A 13,569-nucleotide genomic window follows, 5' to 3' on the forward strand; every position below is an offset into this window, starting at 1 on the left:
GAGTCTTCGATGATGGATCCGAACGCTCGACTCGTACTGCTTTCTCCCGCGAGCCTGGCCGACGTGCGCCGGCGGACCGGTAACCGCTCCGACAGGACCATCGCCGAAGCGTGCGCCATCGGTCTCTCGTACTGGGCGACCGGACTGGGGCCCGACGGCATCGACCTCACCCCGGGGACCCTGTTCGCGGATGTGCTCGGGTGGGTCGACAACGGCGGTTCCGTGCCTGCCGGTTGGGAGGTGGGCGCGGACGGCCGGAGCATTGCCGTCCCCGAAGGCGTGCTGCCGGCCGAGGCCCAGCTCGCTCTGGACGACCTCGCCGACTTCCCGGACCGGCCCATCGGCAGCATCGGCCCGTCCGGCCCGGCGGCGCGGATCGAAGCCCTGGCCGAGTGGAACGACACCGAGGCCGCGCGCATCCGCCCGACCATGGTGGAGATGTTCCGCGAGCAGGCGCGGGCCAGGCCCGACGCCGTCGCCGTCGTCGACGAGAACCGGTCGCTGACGTATCGCCAGGTGGCCGAGCTGTCGGGTCAGCTGGCCCACCATCTGATCGAACGCGGACTCACCGCCGAACAGGTCGTCGGTATATCCCTCGGCCGCTCCGCCGACATGGTGATCGGGCTGCTCGGCGTGCTCCAGGCAGGCTGTGCGTTCGTGCCGCTGGATCCGCAGTGGCCCGCCGCACGCCGCGCCGTCGTCGTCGAGGACGCCCGGGTCGTGCTGCAGCTCAACGACACGGGCGAGCACAACCCGGGTGAACCCGAAGCCGTGGCCGTGGACCTCGACGACTGGAAGTTCGCTTCCTGCCCCGTCGAGGGCCCCGAGGTCACCGTCCCCGGCGACGCCCTGGCGTACGTGATCTTCACGTCCGGTTCCACCGGGCGGCCCAAGGGCGCGATGATCCGGCACGAAGCGATCAGCGAGCGCCTGCTGTGGCAGGTCGACGAGATCCTGCGCTTCGGCCATGACGACGCGTCACTCTTCAAGGCCCCGCTGTCCTTCGACATCTCCATCAACGAGATCTTCCTGCCGCTGGTGTCCGGCGGCAGGCTGGTGGTCCTGCGGCCCGGCGGCGAACGAGACCCGCACCACCTGCTGAGCGTGATCGCCGAACACCGCGTCACCTTCACGTACCTGGTGTCGTCCATGCTGGACGTGCTGCTCGAGATCGCGGGCGACTCCGGTCGGCTGGACAGCCTGCGGCACGTGTGGTGCGGCGGAGAAGTCCTGACCCCGGAGCTGTACGAGCGCTTCCGCACCCGGCTCGACATCCCCATGTACCACGGTTACGGCCCGGCCGAGACCACGATCGGCGTCAGCCACGTCATCTACCGGGGCGAGGCGGAACGCTTGTCGACATCGATCGGCAAGGCCAACCCCAACACCCAGCTCTACGTGCTCGACGACGAACTGCGCCCCGTCCCCGTCGGCGTCGGCGGCGAACTGTACGTCGGCGGATTCCTCCTGGGGCGCGGCTACGTCAACGCGGCCGGCCTGACGGCGTCCCGGTTCGTGGCCAACCCCTTCGCGGGGGACGGGTCCCGGCTGTACCGGACCGGTGACCTCGCGCGCTACGCCCCGGACGGGTCGCTGGACTTCCTCGGACGTGCCGACAACCAGATCAAGATCCGCGGTATGCGTCTGGAGATCGAGGACGTCGAGGCCGGTCTCGCGGAGCACCCCGGGGTACGGCACACCTGCGTCGTCGCCAAGAAGAACACGGCGGGCGGCACCTACCTCGTGGGGTACGTGATCCCGGCCGCCGGCAGCGAGGACCTGCGCGCCGAAGAAGTCAGGGCGTGGGCCGTCGAGCACATGGTGGAGTACATGGTGCCCGCCCACACCGTCGTGATGAAGGAGTTCCCGCTCACCGCGAACGGCAAGCTCGACCGCAAGGCCCTGCCCGAGCCCGTGATCGGGACCGGCGCGATCGTCCCGCCCGCCACCGAGAACGAGCGCGTGCTGTGCGCGACGGTCGCGGCGGTGCTGCGGCTGGACGAGGTCGGCGTCGACCAGGACTTCTTCCGGCTCGGCGGAGACAGCATCCTGGCCATCTCCCTGCTCAGCGCGCTGCGCGAGGCGGGCCTCTACGTCACGGCACGTCAGATCTTCACCAACAGTGTCGTGGGCGCGCTGGCGGCGGTGGCGAGCCGCGAGGACGTCTCCACGGTGCAGCACAGCGATGTGGCGACCGGTTCCGTCGTCGGTTCGCCCATCGTGCAGTGGCTCGGCGAGACCACGGACGCCGTCGACGGCTTCGTGCAGTCGATGGTCCTGAACACCCCGGCGGACCTGACAGCCGGAGCCCTGGACGAGATCCTCACCGCCGTGGTCGGACGCCACGACATGCTGCGCGCCAAGCTGGTGCGCGGTGAACGCTGGAGCTTCGACATCCCCGAGGCGGCACCGGCCGCCGCGGTGTGGCAGGAGAGCGACCGTCCGCTCGACGCCTGCGTGGAGCTCGCCACCGACGGGCTCGACCCGGACGACGGCGTGATGCTGCGAGCCGTCTGGCGACGGGAGTCCCGCCAGCTGGTCGTCGTCGTCCACCACCTGGTGATCGACGGTGTGTCCTGGCGTGTCCTGATGGAGGACCTGGCCACGGCGTGGCGCCAGATCTCCTCGGGCGAACCGGTCGAACTGCCCACGGTGGGCACGTCGTTCCGGCGCTGGACCGAACTGCTCGGGCGCGCGGACTTCGACGCGGACCGTGCCTACTTCGAGCGCCCCCTGCCGGGAGCGGACGCACCCGTGGGCAGGCGCGCGCTGTCCGCAGCCGACACCGTGGTTCAGGAGCGGACCCGGACCGTCTCCGTCGGTCCCGAGGTCACGGCCGCGCTGCTGGGCGAGATTCCCGCGAAGTTCCACGCGGGCGTCAACGACGTCCTGCTGACCGCGCTCGCCGTCTCCCTCGCCCGGTGGCGCCGCGACCTCGGGCAGGACCAGACGTTCGCGCACATCGAACTCGAGGGCCACGGCCGCGAAGGACGGTTCGTGGCGGCCACCGCCGGCTTCGAGCCGGAACTGTCACGAACCGTGGGCTGGTTCACCACCCTGTTCCCGGTGACCGTCGACCCGGGCGCGGCAGCCGACCCCACGGCACCCGAGTACCTGGCCGCAGCACTCAAGGCGGTCAAGGAAGACCTCGCCAGGGTGCCGAGCAACGGCGTCTCCTACGGTGCCCTGCGCTACCTGGCCGGTACCGGGTTCGACGCGCCCGCACCCCAGGTGCTGTTCAACTACCTGGGACGCTTCGACTCCGGCGCGACCGGCGACTGGCAGCCCGCGGGCACCACCGGGCAACTGGGCGAGAAGCGCGACCCGAGGATGCGTCTGCCGCGCTCCCTGGAGTTCAACGCGATCGCCGAACCCGCGTCGACCGGCGAGTACGAGCTGGTCACCACCATCTCCTGGCCCGACGGAATGTTCACCGACGAGGACATCGCGACCGTCGGCGAGTACCTGCGGGTGGCGCTGGCCGGACTGGCCGCCCTCGACCAGGGCGGCCACTCTCCCAGCGACTTCGCCCTGGTGCCGCTCACGCAGCCCGACGTCGACGCCCTGGACGGCCCGGAGCTGCGGGACATCCTGCCGCTGACCCCGCTGCAGGAGGGCCTGTACTTCCACTCGGTCTTCGACGACGACTCGGCGGGCAGCTACGTCGAGCAGCAGTTGCTGACGCTGGAGGGCGAGGTGGACGCCGACCGGCTCACGGCCGCGGCCACCCGGCTGCTCACCCTGTACCCGAACCTGGCCGCCAGGTTCGTGGCCCTCGCCGACGGCCGTGTGGTCTCCGTGCTGGAGAGCGGCGCCCGGGCGCCGTTCACCACGCTGGACCGCCCGGGAATCACCGACGACGAGATCCGCGAATACGCCGAGCGGGACCGCCGCGCCGGATTCGACCTCGCCACCGGCCCGCTGATGCGGTACACGCTCATCCGCGCGGGCTCCGGACGGAACGTCCTGGTGCAGACCGTGCACCACATCATCGCCGACGGCTGGTCGGTGCCGCCGATGCTCCGTACGCTGCTGGCCGAGTACCACCGGCCGGGGACCGTGTACCGGATCGGCGGATTCCCCGACTACGTGCACTGGCTCGCAGGACGCGACGACGACGAGAGCGACCGCGTGTGGCGCGAGCAGCTCGCGGATCTTCCCGGCCCCTCACTGGTCGCCGAAGGGCACACCCCCTCCGACCGGTTCACCGACATCGCCGTGGAGCCGACGGACGACGTCGACGCGGCAGCCCGGGCGGCCGGCGTGCCGCTCAGCGTGGCCGTGCACAGCGCCTGGGCGGTGACGCTGGGCGGCATCCTGCAGGGCAAGGACGTGGTGTTCGGTTCCACGGTGTCCGGGCGCGACGCGGATGTGCCCGGCATCGGGGACATGGTGGGCCTGTTCATCAACACGATCCCCGTGCGCGCCCGGTGGGAGGCCGCCACCACGGCGGGCGACCTCCTCGCCTCCGTACGGGAACACCAGAGCGCGGTGCTGCCGCACCAGCACGTCTCACTGGCGAGGATCGGCCGGCAGACAGGCGCCGGTTCCCGTTTCGACACCCTGGTGGTGTTCGACGTCGCGACCGATGTGGACGCCCTGCGGGGACCCGACGACGAGCTGGTCATCGCCGACATCGTGAACGAGGGCGCCCCGCACTACCCGTTGACGCTGGTGGTGGAGCGCGCACTCGAGGGCCGTCCGCGCTTCAACCTCATCTACGACGGTGAGCTGCTGCGTGAAACGAGCGCCCAGGCCGTCCTGAGCACCTTCACCCGGACCCTCACCGGGCTCCTCACCCGTCCGGACGCCCCGGTCGACGACCTGGCAGCCGACGACGCCCGACGCCCCGCGCCGATCACCCCGACGACCCTGGGCGCACTGTTCGACGCCGCCGCGCACCGCGACCCGGCCGCCACCGCCGTCACCCAGTGCGCGCTCGACGGCAGCACCAGGTCACTGACCTACGGCGAACTGGAGGCGGCGAAGAACGAGCTGGCCGCATCGCTTCGAGCGGCCGGTGTCGGACCGGGCAAGCGCGTGGCCGTCGCCGTCCCCCGTTCCCTCGAGCAGGTCGTCGCCCTCGTCGCGATCGTCTCCGCGGGCGGCGCGTACGTGCCGCTGGACCTGGCGTACCCGGACGAACGGCTGGAGTACATCCTCTCCGACGCCGCTCCGCAGGTTGTTCTCGTCGACCGTGAGCAGCGGGACCGCTTCACCGACCTGCTCACCCGTGAGGGACTGTCGGCCCGCGTGCTCGTCCAGGGGGACGAGCTGTCGCAGGCGGACGGGCTGCCCCAGGACACCGCCGCGCCCGCGGCCGGCTGGTACGACCCGGCATACGTGATCTACACGTCCGGATCGACCGGCAGGCCCAAGGGCGTCGTCGTCCCGCACTCGAGCGTGGTGACGCTGCTCGCGAACACCCGGCCCGACATGGACTTCGGCCCGCGCGACGTGTGGGTCCAGTTCCACTCCTACTCCTTCGACTTCGCGGTCTGGGAGCTCTGGGGCGCGCTGGTGCACGGGGGAGAGCTCCTGGTGCCGGAGTACGCCCTGACCCGCTCCCCGGTCGACTTCCACCGGCTGGTCCAGGAGCGCGGAGTGACCGTGCTCAACCAGACCCCGTCGGCGTTCCACCGGTTCGTGGAGGCCGACCGGCACGCCGGCGGACCGGCCACCGCACTGCGCCGGATCATCTTCGGCGGAGAGGCACTGGATCCCGTGCGGCTGCGCGGCTGGGTCGACCGGCACGGCACCCGTTCGCCCGAGCTGGTCAACATGTACGGCATCACCGAGACCACCGTCCACGTCACCCACCGGGTGCTCACCGACGAGGACTTCGGCGAGGACGTCAGCCCGATCGGCGGTCCGATCCCCGGTCTGGCCACCTACCTGCTCGACGACCGGCTCCGGCCGGTACCGCCGGGCCGGGTCGGCGCCATCTACGTCGCCGGTGACCAGGTGTCCCTCGGCTACCTGGGCAGGCCCGGACTCACCGCCGGCCGGTTCGTCGCGGACCCGTTCGCGGGCGACGGCTCCCGCATGTACCACACGGGCGACCTCGCGCTCCGCACGCTCGACGGCGAGCTGGAGTTCGCCGGCCGCGCCGACGACCAGGTGCAGCTCAAGGGATTCCGTATCGAACTCGGCGAGGTGGAGGCCGCGATCCGGGAACTCGACGGCGTCGTCGACGTGGCTGTCACCGTGGCGGAGGGCGGCGACCACCTCGTCGCGCACGTCGTGGGACGGGTGCCCGGCGACCTCACCGGCCTCCTGTCGGCGAAGCTGCCCGTGCACATGGTGCCCGGGCGGGTGCTGCCGGTCGACGTCCTGCCGCTGACGGTCAACGGCAAGCTGGACCGGAAGGCCCTGACCGAGCGCGCCGCACAGGACGACACCTCCGTGGCCGCGGGCGAATCCGCACGCGCCGCACAGGACGGCACCCCGGTGGCCGCGGGCGAGTCCGCGCTCGCCGCACTGGTCGGCATCTTCGCCGAGACGCTGCCCGGCTCCGCGGACGTGGACGGTGACACCGACTTCTTCATGGCCGGGGGCGACAGCATCGTCGCCATCACCGTGATCAACCGGGCCAGAGCGCTCGGACTCCCGATCGCGCCACGCGACGTGTTCCTCCTCAAGACACCGCGCGCGCTCGCCGAACACCTGGAGACGCGCACGCCGCGGACCGCGTCCGCCGAGCCCGTGCGCCGTGAGGACGGCCCGCTGTCGCCGACGCCGATCATCCTGCGCCAGCGGGAACTGGGCGCCTCACTCGCCCGGTTCGCCCAGGCCAGGGCGCTGGTGGCGGCCGAGGGCACCGGGTTCGCCGACGCCGAGCGCGCCGCCCGCGCGGTCGTGGCCGCGCACCCCGCCCTCCGGTTGCGGCTGAGCGTCGAGCACGGGGTGTGGGCACTGCGCACCGAACCCGCCCGGGAGGTCAGCGTGCTGCGGACGGACACGGACGACGCGACTGCCGCGGCGAACGACGCGGCCGGGCGCCTCGACCCCGAGTCCGGGGAGGTGATCGCCTTCTCCTGGCTCGAGGCGAGCCGCACCCTGGTGGTCACCGTGCACCACCTGGCCGTCGACTCGGTGTCCTGGCTCATCCTGCTGGACGACCTGGCCGCCGCCATGGGCGGTGCCCCGCTCGCACCGCCGACCACGTCCTACGCCGAGTACGCCGAAGCGCTGAGCTCCGGGTCCTCCCACGCGACGGACGCCCTCGGGCACTGGATCACCACGCTCCGGGCCCCGGCGCTGCTGCCCGCCGTCGAGGGTCTGCACGAGACCACCGTCGTACTCGCCGCCGACGTCAGCGACCGCGTGACGCGTACCGCCCCCTCCGTACTGGGCGTCGGTCTCACCGAGTTGCTGTGCGGCGCGCTCCGGACCGCGCTGACCCAGGTCCAGCCCTCGCCGACCGATCTCGCGATCGAGCTGGAGCGGCACGGCAGGGTCCCGGCGCTGGAGCACCACGACTACACCCGTACGGTCGGCTGGTTCACCTCCATCGCACCGGTGCGGCTCACGGCGCACACCGACCCCGTCGCGGCGGCGCGCGAACTCGCCGAACGCCAGCCGGACGAGCTCGGCCACGTCGCCTACGGTCGGCTCAGGTACCTCAACCCTCAGACGGCCCCCCTGCTGAACGCCCGCCCTCAGGTGCTGTTCAACTACCTCGGGCGGGGCAGCGAGTCCCGGGCGCTGCACATCACCGGCGGGGACCAGGGCAGCCCGTACGCCGTCGAGGTCAACGCGTGGACCGACGACGCCACCGGAAGCCTGCACGCGGCGTTCACCCTCGCCGACGGCATCCCCGACGAGATCGCCGTGCACTGGCTGGGCGCGCTGCAGCGCACCGCCGAGGCCTCCGCGACGGCCGAGCGCACGGCACCGGTCACCCCGCTCCAGAGGGGCCTGTTCTTCCAGGCCCAGATGGCGGGCGAAGCCGGACACTACGTCGCACAGAGCTACTTCACCTTCGACCGGCGCCTGGACACCGACGCGCTGGCCGAGGCGATGGCGCACGTGATCGCGCGGCACCCGGTCGTGGGCGCCGGCTTCACCACCGACGCCAACGGAAACCCGGTCCAGGTCCTCAAGGCGGGCCGACGGGTCGATGTCCGCACGGTCCGTCCCGAGACGGAAGCGGACGTGGAAACACTGCGCACCCGCGACCGTGACACGGGATTCGACCCGGACGAGCCGCCGATGGTCCGGCTGACCGTGGTCCGTCTGCCCGACGACCGCGACGGACTGCTGCTCAGTTACCACCTGCTGCTGTGGGACGGCTGGTCCCGCGAGATCCTGCTGCGGGACCTGTTCGACGCCTATCAGGCCGTCCTCGCCGGCGAACCGCTGGACGCGACACCGGTCACGCCCGGATTCGAGGACTACGCCCGGACGCTCGACGCCAGGGACCCCGCCGTATCGGAACGCTTCTGGGCGGAGCACCTGGCCGGCCTCACCGGCCCGACGCTCCTCGCCGGACCGAACCCGTCCCTCACGGACGACCTGCCGCGCGCACTCGTGCACCAGATGTCCGCCGAGCAGTCGGAACTGCTGCGGGAAGCGGCCAGGGCGCACGGAGTCACGCTGAACTCGGTGCTGACCGGCGCGTTCGGCCTCCTGCTGGGCGCGCACACGGGCCGGAGCGACGCCGCGTTCGGCGTGACCGTCTCCGGCCGTGAGGGCGAGGGGCTGTCCGACATCGTCGGCGTACTGCTCAACACCGTGCCCATGTGGACGCGGGCACGGCCGGACGACACCGTCGGTGAGTACCTCTCGGCCGTCCAGGCGGCCAGGGTCGCTGCGATGGACCACGAGCACCTGGGACTCGGCGAGATCCAGCGGGCCAGCGGGCACGACACGCTGTTCGACAACCTGTTCGTGCTTCAGAACTTCCTGGACATGGACGCGTTCGCCGAGATGAACGCCAGGCACGGCATCACCTCGGTGAAGGCCGACGACTCGACGCACTACCCGTTCACCTGGGTCGTCACCCCCGGCGACCGGCTCACCGTCAAGCTGGAGCACCGCGACGGCGACACCGACAACGCCCGTCGTCTCCTCGACGACTACCTGCGCGTGCTCGAGGACCTGGCCCGTTCCACAGGCCCGGTCGGCGCACTGCCCGGTCCGGTGTCCCGTCCCGAGCCCGCCGGGCGTACCGACGTCGGTACGGACACCGTCGTCGACCGGTTCGACCGGGCGGCCGACCGTGACCCGCAGCGGGTCGCTCTCGTCGCACACGGCTCGACCATGACGTTCGCCCAGCTCCGCGACCGCAGCCGCGCACTGGCGGGCGTACTCGCCGGGCGCGGCATCGGCCCGGAGACGGCCGTGGGCCTCGCGGTCCCGCGCTCCCTCGACTCGATCGTGGCACTGTTCGCCGTACTGCGCGTCGGTGCGGCGTACGTGCCGCTGGAGCTCGACCACCCGGACGAGCGAATCGCCGCGATCGTCGAGGAGGCCCGCCCGAAGGTGATCCTCACCGTGAGCGCCGTGTCGCCCAGGCTGACCGGTGACCTGATCGAGCTCGACCGTCCGCTGCCCGAGGCCGAACCGTTCGTGACGTTCGCGCCGGACGCCCCGAACCGACTGCGGCACCCCGCGTACACGATCTTCACCTCCGGATCGACCGGAAAGCCCAAGGGCGTGGTGACGGAGTACGCCGGGCTCACCAACATGCTGATCAACCATCAGCGCCGGATCTTCGAGCCGGTGCTGGCGGAGCACGAGAACAGGGTCTTCCGGATCGCACACACCGTGTCGTTCGCCTTCGACATGTCGTGGGAGGAACTGCTGTGGCTCGCCGACGGCCACGAAGTGCACATCTGCGACGAGGAACTGCGCCGCGACGCGCCCCGTCTGGTCGAGTACTGCCTCGAGCACGGGATCGACGTCATCAACGTGACCCCGACCTACGCGCAGCAACTGGTGGCCGAGGGCCTGCTCGACAACCCCGAACGGCGGCCCGCGCTGGTGCTGCTGGGCGGCGAGGCCGTCACGCCGAGGCTGTGGCAGAAGCTCGCCGAGACCGAGGGGACCGTCGGCTACAACCTGTACGGTCCCACCGAGTACACCATCAACACCCTCGGCGTCGGCACCTTCGAATGCCAGGACCCGGTGGTCGGCGTCGCGATCGACAACACCGAGGTGTACGTCCTCGACCCGTGGCTGCGGCCCCTGCCGGACGGAGTTCCCGGGGAGCTGTACGTGTCGGGGATCGGCATCGCGCGCGGCTACCTCGGCCAGCCCGCCCAGACCGCGCACCGGTTCGTCGCCTGCCCGTTCGGCGAACCCGGCGAGCGCATGTACCGCACCGGGGACCTGGTGGTCCGGCGTCCCGACGGGAACCTGATGTACCTGGGCCGCACCGACCAGCAGGTCAAGATCCGGGGACACCGGGTCGAGCTGGGCGAAGTGGAGGCCGCGTTCGCGGCGCACCCGGCGGTGCGTTTCGCCGCAGCCGTCGCCCAGCCCGCCCCGGAGGTCGACGGAGCGTACCGGCTGGCCGCCTACCTCGTACTCGGTGACGCGGGCCTGGCCACGGTCGCGGCCGAAGTGGGCGCCGCACTGCCGGACTTCCTGCGCCCGACGCACTACGCCCAGGTCGGCAGCATCCCGCTGACGGTGAACGGGAAGGCCGACACCAAGGCCCTCCCGGAAGCCAAGCCCTTGGGCGTGCTGACCACGGCGGGGGAGCGCGGTCCGGAGACCGAGACCGAGACCGTGGTGTGCGAGTTCTTCGCCGAGGCACTGGACCTGGACGATGACGAAGTGAGCGCGGTGAGCGACTTCGTGTCACTCGGAGGACACTCCATGCTGGCGGTGCGGCTGATCGGGCTGCTCCGCCGGGAGTACGGTCCCGTGATCACGATCCGTGACCTGCTCGAACTGCGAACCCCGGAAGCGATTGCCAGCCACCTTGATGACAACTCCTGACACCCAGCGGCCCCGGCAGGGGGCCGACATCCTTCGGACCGCCCTGCGGCGCAACGTCGGCGCCATGACCAGGGGCACCGTCCTCATGGGCATGTACCAGGCCGGCGAGACCGCGTTCCCCATCGCGCTCGGCCTGATCGTCGAACACTCCTTGCAGGAGCGGAGCCTCGGCTCGCTCGGCCTGTCCATCGCCGCGCTGGCCGTGATCATCACGACCGTGTCGCTGTCGTGGCGGTTCGGGATGCGTGTTCTGCAGCAGGCGAACACGACGGAGGCGCACCGCTGGCGGGTGCGGGTCGCGGCCTGCGGGCTCCAGCCGGTGGCCAGGGACGTCGACCTGAAGTCCGGCGAGGTGCTGACCATCGCCACCGAGGACGCCGACCAGACCGCCGACATCATCGAGGTGGTGCCGCTGCTGATCAGCTCGCTGGTCGCGGTGGTGGTCGCGGCGGTCGCGCTGGGCCTGGCCGACATCCGGCTCGGCCTGCTCGTGATCGTGGGAACCGTCGCGATCCTGTCGATCCTGAGCGTGATGTCCAAGCGGATCGGCGCAAGCACCCAGGAACAGCAGGCCAGGGTGGCGCGGGCGGGGGCGAAGGTCGCCGACCTCATCACCGGCCTGCGCCCGCTGCACGGCTTCGGCGGCAACCACGCGGCGTTCCTCTCCTACCGGAAGGTCAGCACGGAGGCGAAGCACCAGGCGATCACCGTCGCCAAGGTGAACGGCGCGTACGCCGGCACCGCACTGGCGCTCAACGCGGTCCTCGCCGCCGCTGTGACCCTGACATCCGGATGGCTGGCGTTCGAAGGGCAGATCAGTATCGGGGAGCTCGTCATGGCCGTGGGGCTGGCGCAGTTCATCATGGAACCGCTCAAGATGTTCTCGGAGATGCCGAAGTACGTGATGATGGCGCGCGCCTCGGCCGAGCGGATGGCCCTGGTACTGGCCGCCCCGCCGGTGACGACCCCGGGGCCGGAACGCCCGGCCGCGGGCGGGGACCTCGAGATCGACTGCGTCCGGTACGGGACGCTGCGCAAGCTCAAGTTCCGGGTCCCGGCGGGCGAGTTCGTGGCCATCGCCGCCTACCAGCCGCGCGCGGCGGCCGACTTCGCGTCGATCCTCGCCGTGAACGTCCCGCCCCAGGCGTACGAGGGAGCGGTACGGGTCAGCGGGCACGAGATCGCGGACCTGTCGGTCGAGGCCGTCCGTGAGCACATGCTGGTGAACCCGTACGACGGGGAGATCTTCGCGGGCACCCTCCGTACGAACATCGACCCGTCGGGCACCAGCCCGATGGTTCCCGAGGCGGTCGAGGCGTCGATGCTGACCGACGTGGTCGCCCTCCACCGCGAAGGGCTCGACCACGGCGTCCGCGACCGCGGTGCGAACCTCTCCGGTGGGCAGCGCCAACGGCTGTCCCTGGCCCGCGCCCTGGCCGCCGACTCCGACATCCTGGTACTGCACGATCCGACGACAGCCGTCGACGCGGTCACCGAACAGCTCATCGCACGCAACATCGCGAAGATGCGCCGCGGCCGCACCACCGTCGTGTTCACCAGCAGCCCGGCGCTCCTGGACGCAGCCGACCGTGTCCTGGTCCTGGACGACGGGGTCATCACCGCCGAGGACACCCATCGCAATCTGCTCGCCACGAACGAGGACTACTGCCTGGCCGTGGCGCGTTGAGCGGCAGGGTCTCCCGTACGGACGGGAGACCCTGCCGCCCGGGTCCCGCGCGTCGTGCGGCGGGGAACCCCGGCGCCGAGGGACTGGGTATCCGGCGGGCTGCCGGCTGAGCACCGGTACTCAGGCCCGCGGCACTCTTCCGGACCACGATGGGGATCACCATCGTCCGAGTCCGGGAGGACCCGCCCATGCTCAGTCGCCTCGCCGGCGCCCTGGTGCCTGCCGTCGGCAGACTGACGGTCACCACCGACAGCGACGTCCGCTTCGCCCCGGGCAGCATCATCGCCGCCAACCACAGCTCACTGGCCGACCCGGCCGTGGTCCTCGCCGCGCTGCGCCGTCTCGGCGTCGAGCCTGTCGTCCTCGCGGCCGCAGGTCTCTGGCGCATCCCCCCGCTCGGGCGTGCGCTCGCCCATGACGGGCACATTCCCGTCCACCGGCACGACGCCCGCGCCGGCGACGCCCTCGACGGCGCCGCCGAGGCCCTTGCCCGAGGACGTCTGGTCCTGATCTACGCCGAGGGCGGTATCCCGGACCGCAAGGACGCGGGAGAAGCAGCCCCGGAAGCCTTCCGCAGCGGGCTGGCCCGCCTCGCCCACCGAGCGGGAGCCCCAGTGATCCCCCTGGGACAGGCCGGGTCCCGCCGAATCGTGTCAGGAAGCCCGCTCAAGCAGCTCGCGGGCCTGGGCACCGCCCCGCTGCGCAGGCCGGGTCTCCACGTCCACGTCGGGGCGCCGGTCATGTTGACGGGCGACCTGCCGAACCGCACCGAACATGCCCGTGCGGCGGTGACCGGCGCCTGGCGGGAGGCCGCCGAACGTCTCGGCGAACCGGTCGTCCTGGCCGCGTGAGCAGTGCGTCGGCACACCGTACGTGAGCCGGCGCGCCCCACCGCTTCGAGGGGCCGCGTCGGCGCCCTGGGCGTGTAGGAG

3 protein-coding genes are annotated in these 13,569 nt (G+C 71.5%); all 3 read left to right on the plus strand.

All coding sequences use genetic code 11. The annotated features are described in order from the left end of the window. Window positions 1-9 precede the first annotated feature (9 nt). Window positions 10-10,950 (plus strand): amino acid adenylation domain-containing protein, encoded by a 10,941-nt coding sequence (locus tag OG844_RS42025; protein ID WP_406388039.1) that lies wholly within the window; start codon window positions 10-12, stop codon window positions 10,948-10,950. Next, window positions 10,937-12,637, plus strand: a complete 1,701-nt coding sequence (locus OG844_RS42030; RefSeq protein ID WP_406388037.1) for an ABC transporter ATP-binding protein — start codon at window positions 10,937-10,939, stop codon at window positions 12,635-12,637. The genes OG844_RS42025 and OG844_RS42030 overlap by 14 nt, the downstream gene beginning before the upstream one ends. Before the next feature lie 188 nt (window positions 12,638-12,825). Further along, window positions 12,826-13,488 (plus strand): lysophospholipid acyltransferase family protein, encoded by a 663-nt coding sequence (locus OG844_RS42035; protein ID WP_406388036.1) that lies wholly within the window; start codon window positions 12,826-12,828, stop codon window positions 13,486-13,488. Window positions 13,489-13,569: the final 81 nt, after the last annotated feature.

It is taken from the genome of Streptomyces sp. NBC_00887 (genome assembly GCF_045207585.1).

What these genes read in the sequence shown, in the direction of transcription:
- OG844_RS42030 (WP_406388037.1), top strand. Translation starts at nt 10,937, where the DNA reads ATGACAACTCCTGACACCCAGCGGCCCCGGCAGGGGGCCGACATCCTT.
- OG844_RS42025 (WP_406388039.1), top strand. Translation starts at nt 10, where the DNA reads ATGATGGATCCGAACGCTCGACTCGTACTGCTTTCTCCCGCGAGCCTG.
- OG844_RS42035 (WP_406388036.1), top strand. Translation starts at nt 12,826, where the DNA reads ATGCTCAGTCGCCTCGCCGGCGCCCTGGTGCCTGCCGTCGGCAGACTG.